Consider the following 22,730-nt stretch of genomic DNA (forward strand, 5'->3'; position numbering starts at 1 on the left):
TCGAGGAGTACGGCGCCGATCGGGGGTTCGGGTGCAAGCTCCCCGGCCGCACGCAGGGGGTCCGGCGCCAACCCGTGCCGCACCGGCTAACGTGACGCCCGTGCCCGCCTGTTCCGAGGTGCTCAGGCAGCGCGGAACGGGTAGGCAGTGCACAGAGAGCAAGGAGATCGGGAGAGCGATCATGAGCGAGTCTCTGAAGACCTTCGTCGGCGGTGCCGAGGTCGAGGTGCCCAACAGCATCCCCGCCATCCGCGCCGCGCTGCCCGAGGACAGACGCGAGGAGTTCGACCTCGCGATCAACGGAGCCGGTGTCCACGAGATCCAGGCCGTCATGCGGCACTGGATGCTGGAGTCCGTCCCCGATCCGGAGGCCGAGCGGATCCTGGTACGGCTGGCGCGGGACGAGGCCGAGAGGCGGAGCGTCGCTTGAGTTTCCGCATCTCCTACGCGCCGCCGGCCGACGACACCCTGGCAAAGATGCGGGACGGCGACTTCTTCCGGGACGAGATGGCACGCACCCTGGCCAAGGATCCGTACGGTCACGGGTCGTCCGCCGTCAAACGGGAACACGACCGGCGCGAGGCGACGGTGTACGGGGCGATCGTCCTCTACTACGTCTCAGGATCCGTGCTGACGGTCACCGTGGTGAGACTCGTGCCCCTGCCGTGAACCGAGGAGATCCGTCAATGCAGACCGGCACAACTGCCGCCGTACTCGGAGCCGTCGGGGTCCCGGAGGGCTCCGTCGCCTCCTGCGAGCCGCTCACGGGCGGCACGTACAACACCGTCACCCGCGTCACGCTCCGGGACGGCCGGGACTGGGTGGTGAAGGTTCCGCCCCTCCGATCCACCGGGATGAGCTACGAACAGCGCCTGCTGGTCAACGAGGTCGTCTTCTACGAGGCCGCCGCGGCAGTGGGCGGCGGCAGGATCCCGCAGGTCGTGCACAGCGAGCTCGACTCCGGGGCACCGGCGGGCGCGTACGTCGTCATGACGGCGTGTCCGGGACGGCCCTGGAACGACGTGGCCGAGGACCTGGTGGACGGTGAGGAGCAGCGGCTGCGCACGGAGCTCGGGCGGATCGTCGGCCGTCTCCACACCGTGCGGGGACCGGCCGGGTTCGGGTATCCCGGCGGGGCGCTGGGGCCGCTCTCCCCCACCTGGCGCGAGGCGTTCACGGCGATGACGAGTGCGGTGCTCGCCGACGCGGAGAAGTACGGGGCCAGGCTGCCGCGCCCGGTGGCGGAGATCCGGTCGGTGCTGGACGCCGCCTCGCCCGTGCTGGACGAGGTGACCGTGCCGGCTCTGGTCCACTTCGATCTGTGGCAGGGCAATGTGCTGGTGACCGGGGAGCCGGGTGCCCGGTCCATCGGCGGGATCATCGACGGCGAGCGGATGTTCTGGGGCGATCCGGTGGCCGATTTCGTCTCGACGGCCCTGCTCGGCGATCTGGAGGAGGACAAGGACTTCCTCGCCGGGTACGCGTCCGTGACGGGCGGTCCGGTGGCGTTCACCGCGTCCGTACGGCTGCGGATCGCCCTCTACCGCAGCTACCTCTACCTGATCATGCTGACCGAGACGGTCCCCCGGGAGGCCCCGGAGGACGCGCTGGAGTGGACGTGGACGGAGGTGGCGCCGCGGCTCGTGGCGGCACTGGAGACGGTGGAGTCGGCGCCGCGCTCGCGGGAGTGAGCGCGGCGCCGGGGCGGCGGGGCCTCAGCGGGTCAGGGCGCGCTGGGCCTCGTACAGGTTGTGCGGGCGGACGGTCTCGGGAGTCCCGTACGCCTCCAGGCGGGTGTGCAGGTCGCCGGTGAAGTCGGGGACGTCGATCTGGTCGAACTCCGTCACCTCGCTGATGCCGACCGTCGCGCTGTACGGGGCGAGGCCGTCGATACGCATGAGGCCCGCGCGGCCGTTGGTCACCCTGATGTTCCAGTGGGTGAACCGGGCGCCGAAGAGGGGGCCGGCGCTGGCGTCGCCGCCGTGGCGCCCGTTGTTGTCGACCGTGATGTCCGTACGGACGTTGGCGAACGGCATGCCCCGGTGCGAGTCGAACGTACCCATCTCCATCCGCCCGTTCGACCAGACGTTGTAGCTGGACAGACCCTCGACGTTGATGCCGTGGAGCTGGGTGCCGACGGGCGCCGGGACCGTGCGCTCCTCGACGGTGAAGTCCTCGATCAGGTTGTCGTGCGAGCCCTCACGGCAGTAGTACGGGTGGTGCGCGCCCCGGCCGGCGACCTTCGTGCGGCGCAACGTGCAGGCGGACGCGCCGATCAGCCCGAAGCCGTTGTCGACGTGACGGACCGTGATGTCGTCCGCCCAGCAGTCGTAGGCGCACTGGAAGGCGACGCCGTTGTACCCCTTGTCGAGCAGGTGCGGCGCCTGCGGGGTCTCGACCGCTTCGAGGGTGAGGCCCTCGACACCGGAGTTGCTGAGCGGGGTGGCGAGGGTGGTGAGGCGGGGGTCCCACTCGGGACGCACGTCGAGCGGGAGGGGCCGCTCCAGGGTGACCTTCCGCCCGCGTACGGCGGTGATGCGCACCGGCCATTCGTAGGGGACGTACGAGGTCAGCTTCGTCTTGTCGTCCCAGACGTACGACGCGGCGCCCTCGCTGTCGCCCGCCATGTGCCGCAGCAGCGTGTGGCCGGCGTCGTCGGCGAGGCGCAGGAGGACCAGCCGGCCGGGCTTCAGGTGCCGTGCGGAGGAGACGGTGACCGTCCGGTCGCCGCGGCGGGCGGGGGCGACGGTGGCCAGGGTCCGCCACTCGTCACGCTTGTTGCCGGTCCAGCCCTCGAAGGGCCAGGCCTTCGCCCTGATCGCGTCGGTGAGCGAGGTCCAGCGGGCTTCCGGGCAGAGCCAGATGAGGCCGCCGGCCCAGGACCAGCTGGACTTGTCACCGCCGTAGCGGCTGCCGTAGGTGCCGATGAGCTCGGTGAGGTTCCTGGTCGCGTACAGCTTCGTCGCACCGCTGCCCGCCCCGCGCACCACCACGTCGCTGTGGCCGATACGGATGATGTCGTCGATGCGGTAGGTCCCTGCCGGGATGAGCACCGTGCCACCGCCACGCTCTCCGGCAGCGGCGATGGCACGGTTGATTGCGGGGGCGGCGTCGGCCGAACCGTCCGGCCTGGCCCCGTACTTCAGGACGTCCGCGACGAAGGGACGGGCGGCCCGGCGCGGGAGGGCGGAGCCCGAGCGGTAGCCGGCGCGGCCGATGAACGGGATCTGGGGGTGGGTGAACGGGGCGGCGGTGAACTCCCGCCACAGGGGCGACGATCCCGGGGTCCGGGCACCGGAACCTGCCGCGCCGGCCGTCCCTCCCGCCCCTTCCGCACCGGCGCCGCTCGCCGTGCGTGCCGTGCCGGCCCTGTTCTCGGCCCGTGCCGTGCCCGAGCCGCCGAGCGCCCCGGTGGCGGCCGCTGCGGTGACGGCGACGGCGCTGCCGAGCAGCCGGCGTCTGCTGAGGTTCCCCATGAGCCCGAACCGCCTTTCAGGTATATGAACGATGTTCATATCTGCGTCGGCGGCGAGCATGCCACGGCACGACAGCACAGCGGAAGATGCCTGCGCCGCCGAATTCGTGGGAGTCGAAGGTCAGTTGGCCGGGCGCTGGGTCAGATGGGTGAACGCGTCAAGATTCCGGGTGGATTCGCCCCGCTCGACCCGCCAGGCGTACTCCTTGCGGATCGCGCTCGCGAAGCCCAGTTCGAGGAGGGAGTTGAAGGCGCCGTCGGCCGCCTCGAGAACGGTTCCCAGCAGCCTGTCGAGCTCCTCGGGCGTGACCACCGAGAGCGGGAACTTGCCGACGAGGTAGACGTCGCCGAGCGGGTCGATCGCGTAACTCACTCCGAACAGGCGCAGATTGCGCTCCAGGAGCCAGCGGTGCACGGCCGCGTCGTTCTCGTCCGGGTGACGGACGACGAACGCGTTGAGGGAGAGGGAGTGCCTGCCGACACGCAGGGAGCAGGTCGTGGACAGCTTCCGGGTACCGGGCAGCTTCACGACGAAGGTGCCGGGCTCGGGGCTCTCCCACTCGAGCTCCGCGTCGTTCAGCGTCGCCTCGATGACCTGCGCCACTGCTGCTTCGTCGGATACGTCAGCCATGGTGCGAGCGTACGACAGAGGTACCGCGCACGAGACCTCAGCCGTGGTGCGTACGCGCCCTGCGGCGGTGTTCGTACATCGCCGCCGTGTACACGTCGGCGGTGGCCGAGGCCGCCGTGTCCCAGCCGAAGGACTGGGCGTGCGCGGCGGCCGCCCCGCCCATCCGGCCGACCAGCTCCGGGCTCTCGGCGAACCGGCCCAGCGCCTGCGCGTACGCGTCCGGGTCGTGGCCGGGGATCAGGAAGCCGCTCACCCCGTCCCGTACAGCCACCGGCAGACCGCCGACCGCCGCCGCGACCACCGGCGTACCGGAGGCCTGGGCCTCTATGGCGACGAGCCCGAACGACTCGCTGTACGAGGGCATGACCAGCACGGACGCCGCCCGGAACCAGTCGGCGAGCTGGTCCTGCCCGACCGGCGGGTGGAAGCGCACGACATCGGCGATGCCGAGGCGCGCCGCCAGCTTCTGCAGGCCCTCCGGCTTCGCCAGCCCGCTGCCGCTGGGGCCGCCGACGACCGGCACGACGATCCGGGAGCGCAGCGAAGGCTGACGGTCCAGGAGTACGGCGACGGCGCGCAGCAGCACGTCGGGGGCCTTCAGCGGCTGGATACGGCCGGCGAAGAGCGGGACCAGGGCGTCCTGCGGCAGTCCGAGACGGGCCCGCGCGGCGGCGCGGCCGTCGGCGGGACTGAAGCGGTCCAGGTTGACCCCGGGGTGGACGACGGCGACCGCGGCCGGGTCGGCCTCGTAGAAGCGGACGAGCTCGTCCGCTTCCTCCGCCGTGTTCGCGATGAGCCGGTCGGAGGCGTGCACGATCTGCGTCTCGCCGATGACGCGCGCGGCAGGCTCGGGGGTGTCACCCTCGGCGAGCGCCGCGTTCTTGACCTTCGCCATGGTGTGCATGGCGTGGACGAGGGGAACGCCCCAGCGCTGCGCGGCAAGCCAGCCGACCTGGCCGGAGAGCCAGTAGTGCGAGTGGACGAGGTCGTAGTGGCCGGGACGCTGGCCGGCCCATGCCTGCATCACGCCGTGCGTGAAGGCGCAGAGCTGAGCGGGCAGCTCCTCCTTGGCCAGGCCCTCGTACGGCCCCGCGTCGACGTGCCGGACCAGGACGCCCGGTGCCAGTTCGACCGACGGGGGCAGGGCGCCCGTGGTGGCCCGGGTGAAGATCTCGACCTCGATGTTGATCGCGGCCAGGCGCTTGGCCAGCTCCACGATGTACACGTTCATGCCGCCCGCGTCGCCGGTGCCCGGCTGGTGCAGCGGGGAGGTGTGCACGGAGAGCATCGCGACACGCCGGGGCTTGCGGTGGCCGCCGGAGAAACCGCCGGGAAAGCGGATGCGGGGTGCCACACGGCTGTTGCCGAGCCGGGAGACGTACTGGCTCACGTGGGTCCGCTCCTCCTCGCTCAGGGCATCACGCGTCGGGGGCACACGGCCCCTTTCAAGAGGCAAAACAGCGGAACCAGGCCTTTCATTTCCACTTTGCCAAATAATTGCCATGCGATCGGCGCGGCCCGGGCCCGCCCGGCCCCTCCACAGCTCCCCGCCTGCCCCGTCCGCGGCTTCGCATACGCTCGCTGTCATGCCCCAGCGCCCCATCGGCACCGCGACCCGCGGGACCACCAACCCCAACCGGCTGCGCCGCATGGACCGCTGGATCGCCGCCACCCACGGCCCCGCCCTGCGCCGCAGCGATTCCCCCGTCGCGGTCGACCTCGGCTACGGCGCGGCCCCGTGGACCGCGGTCGAGCTGCTGGAACGGCTGCGCACCGCCGACCCGCGCACCACGGTCGTCGGCATCGAGATCGACCCGGAACGGGTGGCCGCGGCGAAACCGTACGAGCGCGACGGCCTCACCTTCGTCCACGGCGGCTTCGAGATCCCGCTGCCCGGCCGGCCCGCCCTCATCCGGGCGGCGAACGTGCTGCGCCAGTACGACGAGGCGGAGGTCGGCGCGGTCTGGCAGCGGCTGTGCGCACGGCTCGCCCCGGACGGACTGCTCGTCGAGGGCACCTGCGACGAGATCGGACGCAGGCACGTCTGGGTGGCCCTCGGCCCCGAGGGTCCCCGCACCGTCACCTTCGCGACGCGCCTGGGCTCCCTGGACCGCCCCTCGGACCTCGCCGAACGCCTCCCCAAGGCCCTGATCCACCGCAATGTGCCCGGCGAACCGGTCCACGCCTTTCTGCGGGACCTCGACCGGGCGTGGGCGGCCGCCGCCCCGTACGCCTCGCTGGGCGCGCGGCAGCGCTGGATCACGGCGGCACGGGCGGTCTCCGCCGACTGGCCGCTGACGGACGGGGTACGGCGGTGGCGACAAGGTGAAATCACGGTGCGGTGGTCCGCCCTGAGGCCCAACACACGCTGAACGGAGCCCGAAGGAGTATCCGGTCCGGCCACTTCGGGAACCCGGACGGGGCACCGTTCGTGTGAGTATCGGCGGGTGTCCGCCGCGGTTGGCGCCTGCCTCTGTTGCTTTACGGGACGACATGGCACGATCGCGACGTTGCCAGAACGTTACTGACGGTAAGTCAGATGTCCGCCATCCGGCGGTCCGTACCTTTACTGCTTTCTGTCCGGAGGGGGAGCTCGTGAACCGACGCCACTGTGCCGCTGCCGCGATCACACTGGTCTGCGCGCTGGCTGTACTGGCCGCGCCGGTCCAGGCCATGGCCGCACCCGTGCCCGAGCCCTCCCCCACCGCCCCGGTGACGGTCCCCGCCAAGGGGCAGAAGACCCTCGAAGAGGTACGCGAGGAGATCGACACCCTGTACCGCAAGGCCGGGGCGGCCACGGACGCGTACAACCTCGCCGAGGAGCAGACGAAGGAGCAGTCCAGCGAGATCGTGAAGCTCGCCAAGGCGATCGCCGACGGCCAGGCACGGATCGCCGACCTGAAGAGCCAAGCGGGCGCCCAGGCCCGCGAGCAGTACCGCAACGGCGGACTTCCGCCGGGCGCACAGCTCGTGCTCAGCAACGACCCGAGCCTCTTCCTCGACGGCGTGAACCAGGTCAGGCAGGGCCAGCAGGCGACCAAGAGCGTCCTCGCCCAACTCAAGCGGACGCAGGAGGACTTGGAGACGTACACGCAGGACGCGAGCATCAACTGGACGAAGCTCGAGTCCAACCGCGTCAAGCAGGCCAAGGCCAAGAAGAGCATCAACGCCCAGATCGCCGCGGCGAAGAAGCTCGAATCACAGCTGGAGAAGAAGGAGCAGGCCCGGCTCCTCGAACTCGAGCAGCAGGCGGCTTCCACGGCGCAGGCCGCCTGGCTCTCCTCCGGCGCGCTGAAGGACATCAACCGCGAGGCGAGCGCGAGCGGCAGGCAGGCCATCGCCTTCGCGACCGCGCAGATCGGCAAGCCGTACGTGTGGGGGGCCGAGGGCCCCGGTTCGTACGACTGCTCGGGGCTGACCTCGCAGGCCTGGGCGGCGGCGAAGCGGCCGATCCCGCGGACGTCCCAGGAGCAGTGGCGCCTGCTGCCGCGCATCGCCATCCGCGACATGCGCCCCGGCGACCTGATCATCTACCACAGCGACGCCAGCCACGTCGGGATGTACGTCGGCGACGGCGCGATCGTCCACGCCCCGAGGCCCGGCCGCAACGTCACGCTGACCGGCGCCGGCTCCATGGCCATACTCGGCGTGGTCCGCCCCGACAAGTAGCCGACCGGGCGCAGGCCGCCCACCCCCCGCGGCGCGTGATGTTTGTCATGGCTCCCATGTCCGTTTCGCACACGCTCATCACGCCGGATCCGTGACAGGACGCGGCTTATGGCCGCGCATATGACAGCGGCCGATCTTCGAACGCCATTCCGTTCCCCTGCCGCGGACCGCTATCGTCCCGGTCTGGCGGGTCGTCGATCGTCGTCCCGCCGCGCCCTCGGGGGGAGGGAAGGAAACCCGAACCGATGCCCGTACCCGTACCGCAGCAGCGTGCTGTTCCCGCTGCGGAGACCACCCATGGCGCCGACCTCACCCTCCTGGTGATCGAGGACGACCCTGCGGGCACCTTCACCGTCCCCGAGCTGCCGTCCGCCGCCGGGACCCGGGTTCGCGTCCGTACCGCCCGCAACCTCACCGAGGCCGGACGGCTCCTCACCGACGACGTCGACTGCATCCTGCTCGACCTCGACCTGGCCCTGCCGACCGGAGCACGCGCCGACGCCTCCGCGCACCCGGACGAGCTCGCCACCCTCAAGCACATCCTGCGCATCGCGCCGCGCCACGCGGTCCTCGCCCTCACGGCGGAGAACGACGCGGAGCGGGCGGCCGAGGCCGTACGGGTCGGCGCCCAGGACTATCTCTTCCGCGGCGAGCTCGACGGGCGCCTCCTCAGCCGTGCCATCCGGTACGCGGTGGAGCGCAAACGCGCGGACACCGCCCAGCACCAGCTGACCGAATCCCGGCTGCGCGCCCAGGAGAACGCCAGGCTGGAGCGCGGGCTGCTGCCCACTCCCCTCCTCCAGGGATCCGACCTGGGCTTCGCCGCCCTCTACCGGCCGGGGCGCAGCCGCGCCCTGCTCGGCGGGGACTTCTACGACACGGTCCGCACCCCGGACGGCACGGTCCACGCGATGATCGGCGACGTCTGCGGGCACGGCCCGGACGAGGCGGCGCTCGGCGTCGAGCTGCGCATCGCGTGGCGGGCGCTGACCCTGGCGGGGCTCTGCGGCGACGAGCTGCTCTCCACACTGCAGCAGGTCCTGGAGCACGAACGGCAGAGCGAGGAGATCTTCGCGACGGTCTGCACCGTCGACATCGCGCCCGACGGCCGGCGCGCGGGTCTCTGCCTCGCCGGGCACCCCGCACCGCTGATCGCACGCCAGGGACGGGCGGCGCACCTGCTCCCGTACGAGGACGGCGGCCCGGCACTCGGCCTGCTGCCGCACGCCCGCTGGCCACGGCGGCAGGTGCAGCTGGGCGGCTCCTGGAGCCTGATGATGTACACCGACGGGCTGATCGAGGGGCGTGTCGGAGCCGGGGGAACCCAACGGCTCGGCCAGGACGGCATGGTCGCGATGGTCAACGGCCATCTCGACCGGGGGCTCGGCAGCGAGGCGCTGCTGGAAGCAACGGTCACCCAGGTGCAGGAGCTGAACGGCGGCGAGCTCACCGACGACGTGGCGGTCCTGCTGCTCGACCGCGACGAGGCCCGGATACGCGGACGGGGCCGGAGCGCTGTGCGCCCCCGCCCCGGCTCGGCCATACCCGCGGGCGCTCAGCGCCCGCCGTTGTAGGGGCCGTACGGTCCGTCGCTGCTGGAACCGCCGCGGCCACCACCGCCGCCCGTCACCGCCTTGATCGCCGGCCGGACGTCCACCATGAAGACGATGGACGCGATCACGCCCGCGATCTGCAGGAAGAGGATCGGGATGATCAGGTTCACGAAGACGGTGATACCGAGGATGATCAGCCAGAAGGACTTCTTCTGCTTGTCCGCCGCCCGGTAGGCGTCCTCGCGCGCGGTCGCGGCGAAGATCAGCGCGACCACGGCCAGGACGAGCATGGCCAGGTAGAGCATCTGAAGGAACGAGCCGAATGCTTCGAGCAGCATGGTGAGCACCGCCTAGTCAGTGGATGAGCGCCTCGCGGCCAAGGTACCGGGACAACGACCCGGCCACCCCCAAAGGTGCCCGGACCGTTCCCGGCAGCCCCGGAACCGCTCCCGCTACTTGGCGGACGGCGGAGTGGTCTTCTTCGCCGTGGGCTTGCGCACGGGCGCGGGCTTCCTCAATGGCGCGGCCTTGGCCTCGGCGGGCTTCGGCGCGGCCTTCTTCGGGGCCGGAGGGGCCGGCTTCGTCTGCGGGGCGGCCGCCTCGGACTTCTGCTTCGGCACCGACTTCGGCTCCGCCTCGACGACGGCGGCGATCTCGACGATCTCCTCGGCCGCCTCGCCGCGCCACGTCCGCACGGTCTTCTCGCCGCGCTCGGCGACCTTCTCGTACGTCTCCCGGGCACGCACCGCGTACTCGGCGGCCACGCCCACGCTCCGCAGAGCCAGGTCCTGGGCACTCTCGCCCAGCTTCTTCAGGTCGGTGTCGAGCGCCCCGATGACCTCGGTCACCTTCGCCTGAACGGTGGCCTGGGCCTCCTTGGCCTGCGTGGCCACCTTCTCCTGGACTGCCTTGGGGTCCGTGTTGCGTACGGCCTCGATCCGCTCGGGCGCCTCGGCCCGCAGCTGCTCGATCAGCGCCGGGACCTTGCGCGCCTGCTCGACGGCGAGGTCGGCCGTGCCGGCGGCGAAGTAGAAGGGGGTGCGGTCGGTGAAGGTCTTGCGCAGGTCATCGGTGATGGCCATGACTGTGGTCCTCCCGGATCATCAGAGTCAGTTCAGAGGTGTGTCTGCGTCACTGCCGCCGGCCGTGCGGGGGCCGCGGGCATCTGTACCGGCGCCGTTTCCGTCACCGGCACCGCTTTCCGCGTCGGCATCGATTCTGCTCCCCGCATCCGCAGCACCGTGTACCTCGGCGCCGGTGTCGGGCACGACGTCGAAACCGTTCTCCTTGCGGAAGGAGTCGTAGATCTGCAGCAGTACGTTCTTCTGCCGCTCGTTGATCGACGGATCGGCCAATATGACCGCTCGCGTCTCCAACTCCTCCCGCTCCCGCTCGTCGAGGATCCCGGCCCGCACATAGAGCGTCTCGGCAGAGATCCGCAGGGCCTTGGCGACCTGCTGCAGAACCTCGGCACTCGGCTTGCGCAGGCCGCGTTCGATCTGGCTGAGATACGGATTGGACACTCCGGCGGCGTCGGCGAGCTGCCGCAGGGAGAGCTGCGCGGTACGCCGCTGCTCACGCAGGTACTCGCCGAGATTGCCGACGTTGAGTGATGCCATGACTCGATAGTGCAACACCCTTGCTAACTATTGCAAGCGCCTGCTTGCAAAAGTGTTCGGGACCACGTGTGACCGGGCGGGCACAGTTCCGTCACGTGCGGGTGCCCCGTGTCCGTTCCCGGTGAGCGGTGGTTTGCCGGAAGGGCTGCGGCGGTGCCGTGCTGTCCCGTGGAGCCACGGCCTCGTGAAGCCACGGCGAGCTGCTGATGCCGGTGCTCTCGCGTTTGGCATTCAGGACGGCTGGACCTCGTCGAAGAGGGCCAGGGCTTCCGCCGGGTCCGGGCTCACGAGGCGTTCCAGACCGGCCGTCGTGATCTTCGCCCACCTGCCGGCCCGTACCCACATCTGTTTCTCGAAGGCGCGGACGGCCTCATCCAGATCCCCAGGGCTGGTTGCGCCGGCGATGGACTCGGCGAGTTCGGCGCCCTCCAGCATCGCGAGGTTCGCGCCCGCTCCCAACGGAGGCATCAGATGGGCGGCGTCGCCCAGGAGCGTCACCCCGGGGACGTGGGTCCAGGTGTGGGACACGGGCAGAACGTAGTGAGGGCGGTGGACGAAAGCGGTGCCGGGGCGAAGGAGGTCGAGAACGGGAGCGGCCCATCCGTCGAACAGGGCCAGCAGCCCCGATCGAACGGCCTCGACGTCGGCCAGGTCCACGTTCGCGTGCCAGTCCAGCGGCGCACGGAACTGGGCGTACACCTTGACGTGGCCGCCGCTGTTGCGCTGGGCGACGAGAGCCCGGTTCACGCCGTACACCGCCACGGAACCGTCGCCGACCAGCCGGGCGAGGTCGGGATGACGGGTGTCGACGTCGTCGAGGGAGGTCTCGACATAGGTGACGCCGGAATAGTGCGGCGTCGCCGACGAGACCGCCGGGCGGACCCGGGACCAGGCGCCGTCCGCTCCGATCACCAGGTCGAACGTTTCCTGCCACCCGTCCGCGCCATGGACCAGTACGCCGTCCCGGGTCCCTGGCACCACCTGCGTCACGTCCTGGCCCCACCGGACGTCGAGGGGACCGAGCAGCAGATCACGGAGTTGCCCCCGGTCGATCTCGGGATGGGCCCGGTCGTCCGGACAGGGTCGCCAGTCGCGCAGGACGGTCCCGCCCGTGCCCAGGATGCGCATGGCCTGCCCCTCGGGACGGGACAGCGCCTGGAACTCCGCCAGCAACCCCGCCTTTTTCAGCGCGAGTTGGCCCAGCCCTTCGTGCAGGTCCAGGGTGCCGCCCGGAGGGCGGGCGTCGGGGGCGGGGTCGCGTTCGAGGACAGTGACGAGGTGACCATGGCGGTGCAGGACGCGGGCAAAGGTAAGGCCGGCAGGACCGCTCCCGACCACTGCGATGCGGTGTCTCATGCCGATACACTGTATTTCCTCGTTACGTTGCATCGCAACGGTTGCGTACGGTGTGACCATGACTGTCTGGGACCGGCCCGAGCCGCCGACTCAACCCGTGCCGCTCGACCGGGAGCGGATCGTCGCCGCCGCCATCGCTCTGGCCGACGAGGGCGGGCTGGAGGCGGTGTCGGTACGCAAGGTGGCCGCCCGCCTGGACGCGGGCCCTATGCGGCTGTACAGATACATCTCCAGCAAGGAGGAGCTGTTCGACCTCATGGTGGATGAGGTCCAGGCCGAGATCCTCCCCGAGGAACAGCCCGGTGACTGGCGTGAGGCGCTGCGCGTCCTCGCCCAGCGCACCAGGAAGGCCGCTCTCCGCCACGCATGGCTGGCCGACCTGCTCGGCGGTCGCCCGGCCATGGGTCCGAACGGCCTCGCCGTGGCCGAGGCCACGCTGTCCGCCTTCGACAGCCTCGCCGACGTCGACACCGTCATGCGCGCCGTGGAGACGGTAAGCGCCTACTACATCGGCGCGATCAGGCGCGAGACCGCGCACCTGCGGGCCGAGCACGCCACGGGCCTGTCCAAGCACGACTGGCAGCGCGCCCACGGCCCCCACATGACGAGCATGCTGGCCACCGGCCGATTCCCGGCACTGGCCAACGTCGTCCACGACGCCGCGGACGTGGACGCCGAGACATCCTTCGCAACCGGCCTGGACTGGGTCCTCGACGCCGTGGCCACCAAACTCGCCCGGCCGCATGCGTGATGCTCAACTCTTGCCGACGATCGGACAGCTAGCGTGTTGACGTGCACATCCTCGATGACCCCTGCTTGTCGCCCCGTGTCCTGGCCCTGCTGACACGGGCAAGGCGCGGCCAGGCGATGTCCACCGATCAGATCCGTGACCTGGCGTGTGTGGAAGCTGCCGACGGGAGCGAGGCACCGGTGCCCGGCGAGGCCATCGAGGCGATGACGCGTTTCGAGGAACGCTATGGGGGCCTGTGGTACCCGCTCCTCGGCTCCAACGGAATGGAACACGGCCTGCACGGCGAGGCCACCGTCTACCCCGGCATTGATGGCTGGTCCTTCCCCGGCATCCTCGATGGTGACCAGACATGGCCTGTGGACGTCCTCCTCGACGAGCGCACCGTCATGACGCTTGCCGGGCAGCCCAGGATCATCAACAGCAGCATCGCCCAGCGTCTGGAGGCCCACGCCCAGTTGGCGCAGGTCCGGGACTGGCCCCATGTCACCTTGGGCATCGCTGTCGAACCCGGCCAGGAGCCGGCCGCCGCCGAGGTGGACTTCCCGGCGCTCGACGTCGAGGCGACCGGACCAGCCGACAAATGGTGGAGCAACGACGAGACCGCTATCCATCTCAAGCTCCACGCATGGTGGGGCTCTGAAGACATCTGGGTCGCGCGTTGCTTCGCCAAGCGGGCCGAAAACCTGACAGCCACAGTCGAGTCAGTACGGCATGCGGTGACCGGTGGCGTGTGGAGGGACGAAGACTGGTGCTCGTTGTGCGCCCACTTCAGGCGTCCGACGCAACCTTGCCTCCCTGGAACACCCACGGGACCCTCGGCACAGTGGCCACGAAGGAGCGGGGCCAGGTAGTCCCAACGAGACTGAGCCACGCGCGTACAGGCCGTCGCGAACTCGACCGAGCTTCGCGGGTGGCCCGGCCAGTAAGGTCGCGCGCATGTGGGTGGAAACGGATGCGGTCGACTGGGCTGGGCTGGAACACAACTACGGGTCTGCCGAGGACATACCCGGCCTGCTCCGCCGATGCGAGGGTCCGAATCCGGACGACGCAGACGATGCCTCGTCCGAGCTGCTCAACCTGCTCTTCCATCAAGGTGGATGGGTCTGTTCCGCCGCCCCGGCCGCACTGCCCTTCGTACTCCGCCTGGCTGCGACACCGCAGGTACCGAGCCGCTGCGCGCTGCTGGAACTGGTGGCGATGCTGGCAGCGGAAGCCGGTCGGGTCGAAGCGCGGTTCCTCGACCCCGGCTGGGCGCCCGCGTGGACGCAGGCCCTGCCTCGGGTGCTGGACCTGCTGGACGATCCCGAGCCGGAGATCCGGCGGGCCGCAGCCGACGTGCTCGGTGTCTGCGACAGTCCCGGCGAGTTGGTTCTGCCCGGTCTGCTGCGGCGCTGGGAAGCGGAGGATGATCTGGCAACCCGCCTTGAGCTGGTCCTCTCGCTGGGCCAGGCGTCCCTGCGGACGCCGATCGGAAGGCACGGGGCCAGGGTCTTCGACCTGCTCCGCGGTCTGCTCGACTCTCCACAGGCTCAGATACGGCTGGCAGCGGTGCACGCCCTTGCCCCGAACGACCCGGGCCTGCCTGCCCGACGGCTCGATCTCATCCTCGAAGCGGTCCGGGACCCAAGCATCGAGCTGTGGCGCCACACCAGCTCGGTACAGACCGGAGTACTGGGCGTCCACCACTGGGCCGCGGGGCTGACAGCCGGCCCCGCCCCCACGTTCACGCTCGGCCTGCTGGCAGACCATCACGACGACGAACAGCGGATCAGTGCCTTGGCCCAGGCCGGCAGGCTGCTCTCTCAGTGGCACTCACCGACCGACGTCCTCTTGCCACGTATCGTCTCGCGACTGGGCGATCCCGCCCCGGAAGCCCGCTTCCGGGCAGCCGAGTTGCTGGCCTGCCTCGGCCCGGCGGCCGTCGCCCACGCTGACGAGGTCGCCACACTCCTCACCGACACCGCCGCCCGAACCACACGTAAACGACAGACCGTCGGCGAGGCCGCCCTGTGGGCCCTCGCCCGGATGAACGATCCGCGCTGCCTGCCGGGCCTGATCGAACTGATCGCCGGCGCACGCTCCGGCTTCGCATCGGCTTCCGCCTACTACCCCACCACAGACCTGCACCATGTCGTCCTCCCCGCACTCGACGAGGTGCTGGGTTACCTCCCGGACCACGCCGACCGGCTCCTTCCGTCAATCTGCAGCCGGCTCGACACCGCTACGGATGACCGCCTGCTCGACCGGCTGTGCGGGGGACTCGCGGACTGGGGGCCCTTGGCAGGGGCAGCGGTTCCACAGCTGCTCGGCCTGCTGGAGGACGACCGGACCTGGGTGGCGGCGGCGAAGGCCCTGGCAGGGATCGGCTCGGCGCAGAACGACGCACGGGACCTGCTTCTCTCCCGGACGAGTGACGCCGGACCGCACGCGGAACTCGCCGCGTGGGCGTACTGGAGAGTCGGCGGCGAACCTGAACCGGCCCTGGACGTACTCGGCCGCAGCATTGAGGAGAGCAGATTCCGCCATCCTGCCCTGCGCAAGCTCGCCGGCCTCGGATCGCATGCCGCGCCCTGTGCGGACCGGCTCAGGGCGCTGACAGCCGACCCCGACCCCTGGACTCGCGTCGAGGCAGCGCACGCCCTGTGGGCTGCGACCGGCGACACCGAGACGGCTCTCCCCGTGCTCACGACGGCCGTGCTGGATCTGACCAAGGGCACCTACCTGCCCGTCATGCTGCCCGCCCTGAACCACCTTGCCCAGCTCGGGCAGGCGGCCCGGCCTGCCGCACACCTCTTGCGCGACGTACCCGCGCGTGACCAGCGGCTGCGCACCAACGGCGGCTGGCGAGGCTTCGTCCAGGACGAGAACGTCCGCACCGCCGTCAGGGCGCTGTTCAGCGCATCCGGCCTGTACGCGTGAGGTGCGGATGCGGGACCTGGCCCGCACCGCGCAGGAGCAGACTCCTCACAGCGGCCGCGTGGGAGAGTGCGGGTATGAGCTTCCGACTTGCGGCGTACGCCGTGTGCATCGAGAACGGACGGGTGCTGCTCGCCCACCACTTCTCAGGGAACTGGTCCCTTCCGGGCGGCAAGGTCGAGCACGGGGAGGATCCCTTCGACGCGGTCATCCGGGAGGTCGCCGAGGAGACCGGCTGCGACGCGGTGGCCGAACGCCTGCTCGGCGTGGACTCAAGGGTGATCCCGTCCGCCGAACGCACCGACCCCGTCGGAACGGACCACCAGAACGTCGGCATCTTCTACCAGGTCCGCATCACCGGCGGCCGGCTCCGGCCCGAGCCGAACGGCGAGACGACCGAATCGGTGTGGACGCCGCTTCCCGACGTCGCCGGCCTGTACCGGTCCTCGCTGGTCGACATCGGCATCGCCCTGGCGCAGACCCTGCCGGCGACGGGCCATGTCGCTTCCGTCCGGACAGGCGGCCTGATCCGGAACTGAGGCCACCGCCGGCGTCGGCCCGGGAGGGACCCGCGCTCAACCGGCGGCGGCGCCGAACCACTTCGGCAGACGGCTGAGCAGCTCCTCCTGATCGTCACCGACCCACGCCACGTGGCCGTCCGGCCGCAGCAGCACCGCCGGCACGTCCAGTTCCTCGCCGGCATCGACGACGTGGTCGACCCGGTCCGCCCAGCCCGCCACCGAGAGGCTGCCGGTCCGGTCGAGCAGCAGCCCGCGGCCGGCGTGCATCAGCTCGTACAGGCGGCCCTGCTTCAGCTCCACGTCGCGCATCCGTCGGCCGAGCAGTTCGTGGCCCTCGCCGAAGTCGTACGTCACGTCCACCGCGGCGATCATCCCGGTCACGTACCGGTTCACCTCCTCGAAGTCCATCAACTTCGCGAACAGCTCCCGCAGCGCGGTCGCACCCGGATCGCTCCCCAGCAGCGTGATCTGCGCGCGGGTGTTGTCCAGCACACGGGCGCCCACGGGGTGCCGTTCGGCCTCGTAGGTGTCCAACAGCCCTTCCGGTGCCCAGCCGTTGACCGAGGCGGCCAGCTTCCAGCCGAGGTTGAAGGCGTCCTGCACGCCGAGGTTGAGCCCCTGCCCGCCGGTCGGCGGGTGGATGTGCGCCGCGTCGCCCGCGAGCAGCACCCGGCCGACCCGGTAACGCTCGGCCTGCCGGGTGGCGTCGCCGAACCGGGACAGCCAGCGCGGCGAGTGCACGCCGAAGTCGGTGCCTGCGAACGCCCGCAGCTGCTTCTTGAAGTCGTCGAGGGTCGGCTCGGTCCCACGGTCCTCGGCCACCCCGTCAGCGGGTACGACGACGCGGCACACCCCGTTCTCATCGGGTGGGGCGACGCCGAACCGCAGTTGCGTCCTGTGGACTTCCGCGACGGCGGCCTCGATCGTCGCCCGGTCGTCGGTCACCTCCATCTCGCCGAGCAGCGTCTCGACCTTGGCGGGCTCGCCGGGGAAGCCGACGCCGAGCAGCTTGCGCACCGCACTGCGGCCGCCGTCGCATCCGACGAGGTAGCGCGAGCGCAGCCGCGTGCCGTCCGCCAGCTCGACGGTCACCCCGTGCTCGTCCTGACTCAGCCCGATCACTTCGCAGCCGCGCCGGAGGTCCGTGCCGACGTCGAGGGCATGCTCGTTGAGCAGCCGCTCGGTGACCGGCTGAGGGGTGGCGACGCCGTACGGGTGAGCCGTGTCCAGCCGGTCCGGCCACGGCTTCACGATGCCGCCGAAAAGGCCGCCGACCTGGAACTTCTCACTGACCGCGAGGAACCGGTCCAGCAGGCCGCGCTGGTCCATCACCTCGACGCTGCGCGCGTGCAGGCCCTGCCCGCGTGACTGCTCGGTCTGCGCGGGCAGCTTCTCCAGCACGACCACGTGCACGTCGTGCAGCCGCAACTCGGCGGCCAGCATCAGACCGGTGGGCCCGCCGCCGACCACGATCACGTCAATCATCAGAACGCCCATTTCAACGACATTGGATTTCGGCATTCTGAGGTACCGACAGGGCCTTGCCGCAAGCCCCCATGTGCGCTATATCTTGAGAGTGGCAAGGAGTGGGAAACCTCCTTGCCTTTTCTTTTTGCCATCGCGGGGCGGACGACGGCAGACAATCTGGCGGCCGCCGTACGCCACGGTTTCGAACCGGTCGGTCCTCTGCGGGTCCGGCTGCACGGCAGGTAATCCCGGTGCGGTGGCGCCGCGTTGAACCCGTCCCTGGTTCAGCGCCTCGGCCGCGCGACGGGCCGGTCGTCAGCCGACAACGCCGGTCGAGCCGTCCGTGAGCTCCCTGAGAATGTCGGCGTGCCCGGCGTGCCGGGCGGTCTCCTCGATCATGTGTACGTAGACCCAGCGGAGCGACACCTGCCCGAGCTCCTCCTGCGGCACCCGGTGATCGAGCTCGAACTTCGCGGCGTGCTCACGCGACCGGGCACAGGCCGCGACGTACGCCGCGAGCAGGTCCTCGACGGTCTCGTCCTCCCCGACCGTGAACGAGACGTCGGGGCCGGGGGCGGGCAGATCCGACGGCTGCTGCGTCAGGATCCGCTCGAACCAGTTGCGCTCGACGATCGCCAGGTGCTTGAGCAGCCCGGCGATCGTCGTCCCCGAGGGGACCGGCGTCCGCCGGGCCTGCTCGTCGGAGAGACCCGCGGCCTTGCGCCGCACCACACCTCGCTGGAAGTCCAGAAAGGTCTCCAGCACCTCGCGTTCACCGCCACCGCCCGCGGATCGCACCACGGCCAGCACATCAGGTTCCGTCATCGGCCCAAACTAGGAGGTGGGGCCGGCATTGCCAACCCCACCCATGCTCAAGGCCCTTGACGCCCAACCCCCCTCGACAGGGGCACTCGCGAGGACCGGTCAGGCGCCCACGTACTCCGCGAGGTGCTCGCCGGTGAGAGTGGAACCGTCGGCGACGAGGTCGGCCGGCGTGCCCTCGAAGACGATCTTGCCGCCGTCGTGGCCCGCGCCCGGGCCGAGGTCGATGATCCAGTCGGCGTGCGCCATGACGGCCTGGTGGTGCTCGATGACGATCACCGACTTGCCGGAGTCGACCAGCCGGTCCAGCAGACCGAGCAACTGCTCGACGTCGGCGAGGTGCAGACCCGTGGTCGGCTCGTCGAGGACGTAGACGCCGCCCTTGTCGCCCATGTGCGTGGCCAGCTTGAGCCGCTGCCGCTCGCCGCCGGACAGAGTGGTGAGCGGCTGGCCGAGCGTGAGGTAGCCGAGACCGACATCGGCGAGCCGCTCCAGGATCCTGTGCGCGGCCGGCGTCCGGGCCTCCCCGGCACCGAAGAACTTCTCGGCCTCGGTCACCGACATCGCGAGCACCTCGCTGATGTCGCGGCCGCCGAGGTGGTAGTCGAGCACCGAGGCGTCGAACCGCTTGCCCTCGCAGTCCTCGCAGGTGGTGGCCACGCCGGCCATCATCGCCAGGTCCGTGTAGATGACGCCGGCGCCGTTGCACGTGGGGCAGGCACCCTCGGAGTTGGCGCTGAACAGCGCCGGCTTCACACCGTTCTCCTTGGCGAACGCCTTGCGGATCGGTTCGAGCAGTCCGGTGTACGTCGCCGGGTTGCTGCGCCTGGAGCCCTTGATCGGGGCCTGGTCGACCGCCACCACGCCCTCGTCGGCCGGGATCGAGCCGTGGACGAGCGAGCTCTTGCCGGAACCGGCGACGCCCGTGATGACGGTGAGCACGCCGAGCGGGATGTCGACGTTCACGTTCCGCAGGTTGTTCGCCTTCGCGCCGCGGATCTTCAGGGCACCGGTGGGCTTGCGCACCGTCTCCTTCACGGAGGCCCGGTCGTCGAGATGGCGGCCGGTGACGGTGCCACTGGACCGCAGCCCTTCGAGGCTGCCCTCGTAACAGACGGTGCCGCCCGCCGTACCCGCGCCGGGACCGAGGTCGACGACGTGGTCGGCGATCGCGATGGCCTCCGGCTTGTGCTCGACCACGAGCACGGTGTTGCCCTTGTCGCGCAGCTGCAGGAGCAGGCCGTTCATCCGCTGGATGTCGTGCGGGTGCAGCCCGATCGTCGGCTCGTCGAAGACGTACGTGATGTCCGTGAGCGAGGAGCCGAGGTGACGGATCATCTTCACGCGCTGCGCCTCGCCACCGGACAGCGTGCCCGCCGGCCGGTCGAGCGAGAGGTAGCCGAGGCCGATCTCCACGAACGAGTCGAGGGTCTGCCGCAGCGCGAGGAGCAGCGGCGCCACCGACGGCTCCTCGATGCCGCGGACCCAGTCGGCCAGGTCCCTGATCTCCATGGCGCAGGCGTCGGCGATGCTCTTCCGCTTGATCTTCGACGAGCGGGCGCCCTCGTTGAGGCGGGTGCCGTCGCACTCGGGGCAGCTGCTGAAGGTGACCGCGCGCTCCACGAACGCCCTGATGTGCGGCTGCATCGCCTCCTTGTCCTTGGACAGGAACGACTTCTGGATCTTGGGGATCAGCCCCTCGTAGGTGAGGTTGATGCCGTTGACCTTGACCTTGACCGGCTCCCGGTAGAGGAAGTCCTGCATCTCCTTCTTGGTGAACCTGCGGATCGGCTTGTGCGGGTCGAGGAAGCCCGACTGGGCGTAGAGCCCCACGGTCCACTGGCTGTCCGACTTCCAGCCGGGGATGGTGAACGCGCCCTCCGCGAGCGACTTGGAGTCGTCGTACAGCTGGGAGAGGTCGATGTCGGAGACCTTGCCCCGGCCCTCGCAGCGCGCGCACATGCCGCCGGTGATGCTGAAACTGCGCCGCTCCTTCACGGTCTGCCCGGCGCGCTGCACCGTGACCGCGCCCGCGCCGCTGATCGAGGCGACGTTGAAGGAGAACGCCTTGGCCGAGCCGATGTGCGGCTTCCCGAGGCGGCTGAAGAGGATGCGCAGCATCGCGTTGGCGTCGGTGGCGGTGCCCACCGTGGAACGCGGGTCGGACCCCATCCGCTGCTGGTCGACGCTGATCGCGGTCGTCAGTCCGTCGAGTACGTCGACGTCGGGCCGCGCGAGGGTGGGCATGAAGCCCTGCACGAAGGTGCTGTACGTCTCGTTGATCAGCCGCTGCGACTCCGCGGCGATCGTGCCGAACACCAGGGAGCTCTTGCCCGATCCGGAGACACCGGTGAACACCGTCAACCGACGCTTCGGGATCTCGATGCTGACGTCCTGGAGGTTGTTCACACGCGCGCCGTGCACGCGGATCAGGTCGTGGCTGTCGGCATCGTGCGGCGCGGGCGACCGCGTGTCCTTCTTCGTGGCCATGCTTATCGTCTCTCCATCTGTGAGGCGGGGCCGCCGGGCGGTCCCGGCCGGTGTCGCCCGGGTCGATCCGACCGGCTTCGAGCACGTACGTCCGGTTCTACATGCGTGGGAACTGTCGCGGCAACGGTCCGGCGACGCTCATGCCGTGCGGGACTGGCTGAAGCGGATCATGTTCCCGGCCGGGTCGCGGAAGGCGCAGTCGCGGACGCCGTACGGCTGGTCGATCGGCTCCTGCAGCACCTCCCCGCCTGCTGTCCTGATGCTTTCGAAGGTGGCGTCGCAGTCGTCGGTGGAGAAGATCACGCCGCGCAGGTTGCCCTTGGCCAGCAGCTCGGCCATCGCCTGCTTGTCGGCCTCCGAGGCGTTGGGGTCGGCGAGCGGCGGCTCGAGGACGATCTCCACGCCGGGCTGCGTGGGCGAGCCGACGGTCACCCAGCGCATTCCCTCGAAGGCCACGTCCTTGCGTACCTCCAGGCCGAGGGCGTCGCGGTAGAAGGCGAGCGCCTTGTCGTGGTCGTCGACTGCGATGAAGCACTGCGAGAGGTTGATGTTCATGGCTTCGACGCTACGAGTCGACGGCGGGATTCGCTTCTCCGTTCCTGACCGGTCTCGTGATGATCTTGGCGACGCACGCCGGGATCGCGGCGCCTGCCTCGTGAGGGCGGGCCCTGTAGGCACTGGGGCTCTCGCCGACCAGCTCGGTGAAGCGCGAGCTGAACGACCCCAGCGAGGTACATCCGACCGCGAAGCAGACGTCCGTGACGCTGAGATCGCCCCGCCGCAGCAGCGCCTTGGCCCGCTCGACACGGCGGGTCATCAGGTAGCTGTAGGGCGTCTCCCCGAAAGCGGCACGGAAGCTGCGGGAGAAGTGTCCGGACGACATGAGGGCGACGTTGGCCAGTGCCGGAACGTCCAGCGGCTGCGCGTAGTCGCGATCCATCATGTCCCGGACGCGGCGCAGCCGCACCAGGTCCTCCAGGGGGGTCATGCTCACCAGCATGGCACGGTGGATGTGCTCCGTCCCGGTGATCGGCCCTCCTGGGCGATGTTCTGCCGACAGGCGATCCCCGGGCGCCGTTCCAGGTCCTGGATAGGGTGCGCCCATGAGTGAGGTCATGCCGCTCCTGGTTCTCGCGGGAGCACTCGCAGCGGTCCTGGGCTTCTTCACGTGGCTGGCATCCCGTGTCCGTCGCCGCGGTGTCGCAGGCGCGGCGATCAGCGCCGCCATGGCCTCGTACGACGAAGCGTTCAGAGTGACCGCCCATGACGCCCACTACGAGATCCAGGCGCAGGCGGAGCGCAAGGTGCCGCTCCTGTCGCCCGACGAACCGTGGAGGCGCCGACGCGACGAGGGACCGGGCGGGGCCGGCCCGAAGGCGTCACCGGTGCGGCCCCGCCGCCCGCAGCGCGGCGTCCGTCGCCGCATCGGACGTCTGTGGCGCGGCCGTTGATCCGGGGTC

23 protein-coding genes are annotated in these 22,730 nt (G+C 70.4%); 11 read left to right on the forward strand and 12 right to left on the reverse strand.

Going from position 1 to position 22,730, the window contains the following annotated elements; all coding sequences use genetic code 11:
* The first annotated feature begins 181 nt into the window (after positions 1-181).
* Genes ACFW9O_RS31590 through ACFW9O_RS31600 form a run of 3 tightly spaced genes read left to right on the forward strand, consistent with a single transcriptional unit; the run spans position 182 to position 1,691 of the window.
* Entirely contained in the window at positions 182-430 is a 249-nt protein-coding gene (locus ACFW9O_RS31590; RefSeq protein ID WP_351178224.1) for a hypothetical protein, read from the forward strand.
* Positions 427-669, forward strand: coding sequence for a hypothetical protein (locus ACFW9O_RS31595; protein WP_351178227.1), 243 nt, complete (start codon positions 427-429; stop codon positions 667-669). Before ACFW9O_RS31590 ends, ACFW9O_RS31595 begins: the two co-directional genes overlap by 4 nt.
* 17 nt (positions 670-686) lie before the next feature.
* On the forward strand, positions 687-1,691 hold the full coding sequence (locus ACFW9O_RS31600; RefSeq protein WP_384614091.1) for a phosphotransferase family protein: 1,005 nt from the start codon (positions 687-689) through the stop codon (positions 1,689-1,691).
* Between the two features lie 24 nt (positions 1,692-1,715).
* Here the strand turns inward: ACFW9O_RS31600 and ACFW9O_RS31605 are convergent, their stop codons facing one another.
* The 3 genes from ACFW9O_RS31605 to mshA form a co-directional block, all read right to left on the reverse strand.
* The gene (locus ACFW9O_RS31605) at positions 1,716-3,476 is read right to left on the reverse strand and encodes a glycosyl hydrolase family 28-related protein (protein WP_384614092.1); all 1,761 of its coding nucleotides are present in this window, start codon (positions 3,474-3,476) and stop codon (positions 1,716-1,718) included.
* 120 nt (positions 3,477-3,596) lie between these two features.
* Positions 3,597-4,106, reverse strand: a complete 510-nt coding sequence (locus ACFW9O_RS31610) for a YbjN domain-containing protein (RefSeq protein ID WP_384614094.1) — start codon at positions 4,104-4,106, stop codon at positions 3,597-3,599.
* Between the two features lie 37 nt (positions 4,107-4,143).
* A complete protein-coding gene (gene mshA / locus ACFW9O_RS31615) occupies positions 4,144-5,496 on the reverse strand; it encodes a D-inositol-3-phosphate glycosyltransferase (protein ID WP_351166755.1) in 1,353 nt (450 codons plus the stop codon).
* Between the two features lie 196 nt (positions 5,497-5,692).
* Here mshA and ACFW9O_RS31620 point away from each other — a divergent pair, with 196 nt between their 5' ends.
* The 3 genes from ACFW9O_RS31620 (at position 5,693) to ACFW9O_RS31630 (ending at position 9,349) form a co-directional block, all read left to right on the forward strand.
* Positions 5,693-6,478 carry a class I SAM-dependent methyltransferase gene (locus ACFW9O_RS31620; protein WP_384614096.1) on the forward strand — a complete coding sequence of 262 codons (786 nt, stop codon included), beginning with the start codon at positions 5,693-5,695 and terminating at the stop codon, positions 6,476-6,478.
* Positions 6,479-6,701: 223 nt separating this feature from the next.
* A complete protein-coding gene (locus tag ACFW9O_RS31625; protein ID WP_384614098.1) occupies positions 6,702-7,775 on the forward strand; it encodes an NlpC/P60 family protein in 1,074 nt (357 codons plus the stop codon).
* 245 nt (positions 7,776-8,020) lie between these two features.
* Positions 8,021-9,349 carry a PP2C family protein-serine/threonine phosphatase gene (locus ACFW9O_RS31630; protein WP_384614100.1) on the forward strand — a complete coding sequence of 443 codons (1,329 nt, stop codon included), beginning with the start codon at positions 8,021-8,023 and terminating at the stop codon, positions 9,347-9,349.
* Here the strand turns inward: ACFW9O_RS31630 and ACFW9O_RS31635 are convergent.
* The 4 genes from ACFW9O_RS31635 to ACFW9O_RS31650 all read right to left on the reverse strand — a co-directional run bounded on the left by ACFW9O_RS31635 (position 9,331) and on the right by ACFW9O_RS31650 (position 12,303).
* On the reverse strand, positions 9,331-9,666 hold the full coding sequence (locus ACFW9O_RS31635) for a DUF2516 family protein (RefSeq protein WP_351166733.1): 336 nt from the start codon (positions 9,664-9,666) through the stop codon (positions 9,331-9,333). The two genes, ACFW9O_RS31630 and ACFW9O_RS31635, sit on opposite strands and share 19 nt — an antisense overlap.
* Positions 9,667-9,780: 114 nt before the next feature.
* A complete protein-coding gene (locus ACFW9O_RS31640; RefSeq protein WP_384614102.1) occupies positions 9,781-10,410 on the reverse strand; it encodes a hypothetical protein in 630 nt (209 codons plus the stop codon).
* Between the two features lie 27 nt (positions 10,411-10,437).
* On the reverse strand, positions 10,438-10,947 hold the full coding sequence (locus tag ACFW9O_RS31645; protein WP_351166729.1) for a helix-turn-helix transcriptional regulator: 510 nt from the start codon (positions 10,945-10,947) through the stop codon (positions 10,438-10,440).
* A gap of 231 nt (positions 10,948-11,178) precedes the next feature.
* Complete coding sequence (locus ACFW9O_RS31650) at positions 11,179-12,303, reverse strand: FAD-dependent oxidoreductase (protein WP_384614103.1); 1,125 nt, start codon at positions 12,301-12,303, stop codon at positions 11,179-11,181.
* A gap of 58 nt (positions 12,304-12,361) precedes the next feature.
* Between ACFW9O_RS31650 and ACFW9O_RS31655 the strand changes: the two genes are divergently transcribed.
* The 4 genes from ACFW9O_RS31655 to ACFW9O_RS31670 all read left to right on the forward strand — a co-directional run bounded on the left by ACFW9O_RS31655 (position 12,362) and on the right by ACFW9O_RS31670 (position 16,509).
* Complete coding sequence (locus ACFW9O_RS31655; RefSeq protein ID WP_384614105.1) at positions 12,362-13,054, forward strand: TetR/AcrR family transcriptional regulator; 693 nt, start codon at positions 12,362-12,364, stop codon at positions 13,052-13,054.
* Positions 13,055-13,095: 41 nt separating this feature from the next.
* A complete protein-coding gene (locus tag ACFW9O_RS31660) occupies positions 13,096-13,905 on the forward strand; it encodes a hypothetical protein (RefSeq protein ID WP_384614106.1) in 810 nt (269 codons plus the stop codon).
* An 85-nt stretch (positions 13,906-13,990) separates the two neighbouring features.
* Complete coding sequence (locus tag ACFW9O_RS31665; protein ID WP_384614108.1) at positions 13,991-15,973, forward strand: hypothetical protein; 1,983 nt, start codon at positions 13,991-13,993, stop codon at positions 15,971-15,973.
* A 74-nt stretch (positions 15,974-16,047) separates the two neighbouring features.
* Entirely contained in the window at positions 16,048-16,509 is a 462-nt protein-coding gene (locus ACFW9O_RS31670) for an NUDIX hydrolase (RefSeq protein ID WP_384614110.1), read from the forward strand.
* Positions 16,510-16,545: 36 nt separating this feature from the next.
* Here the strand turns inward: ACFW9O_RS31670 and rox are convergent, their stop codons facing one another.
* From rox to ACFW9O_RS31695, 5 genes are all read right to left on the reverse strand, one after another.
* Positions 16,546-17,976, reverse strand: coding sequence for a rifampin monooxygenase (gene rox, locus ACFW9O_RS31675; RefSeq protein WP_384614112.1), 1,431 nt, complete (start codon positions 17,974-17,976; stop codon positions 16,546-16,548).
* A 297-nt stretch (positions 17,977-18,273) separates the two neighbouring features.
* A complete protein-coding gene (locus tag ACFW9O_RS31680; protein ID WP_384614114.1) occupies positions 18,274-18,783 on the reverse strand; it encodes a DinB family protein in 510 nt (169 codons plus the stop codon).
* Positions 18,784-18,882: 99 nt separating this feature from the next.
* Positions 18,883-21,270 carry an ATP-binding cassette domain-containing protein gene (locus ACFW9O_RS31685; RefSeq protein ID WP_384614115.1) on the reverse strand — a complete coding sequence of 796 codons (2,388 nt, stop codon included), beginning with the start codon at positions 21,268-21,270 and terminating at the stop codon, positions 18,883-18,885.
* Between the two features lie 138 nt (positions 21,271-21,408).
* Positions 21,409-21,825, reverse strand: a complete 417-nt coding sequence (locus ACFW9O_RS31690; protein ID WP_351166711.1) for a VOC family protein — start codon at positions 21,823-21,825, stop codon at positions 21,409-21,411.
* A gap of 10 nt (positions 21,826-21,835) precedes the next feature.
* On the reverse strand, positions 21,836-22,258 hold the full coding sequence (locus ACFW9O_RS31695) for a helix-turn-helix transcriptional regulator (protein ID WP_351166709.1): 423 nt from the start codon (positions 22,256-22,258) through the stop codon (positions 21,836-21,838).
* Between the two features lie 115 nt (positions 22,259-22,373).
* On the opposite strand from ACFW9O_RS31695, the gene ACFW9O_RS31700 reads away from it, so the two are divergent.
* Positions 22,374-22,721: a hypothetical protein gene (locus ACFW9O_RS31700; RefSeq protein WP_384614117.1), complete on the forward strand. Its 348-nt coding sequence runs from the start codon at positions 22,374-22,376 to the stop codon at positions 22,719-22,721.
* Positions 22,722-22,730 lie beyond the last annotated feature (9 nt).

This window comes from Streptomyces sp. NPDC059499 (assembly GCF_042749285.1).
Taxonomy (GTDB): domain Bacteria; phylum Actinomycetota; class Actinomycetes; order Streptomycetales; family Streptomycetaceae; genus Streptomyces.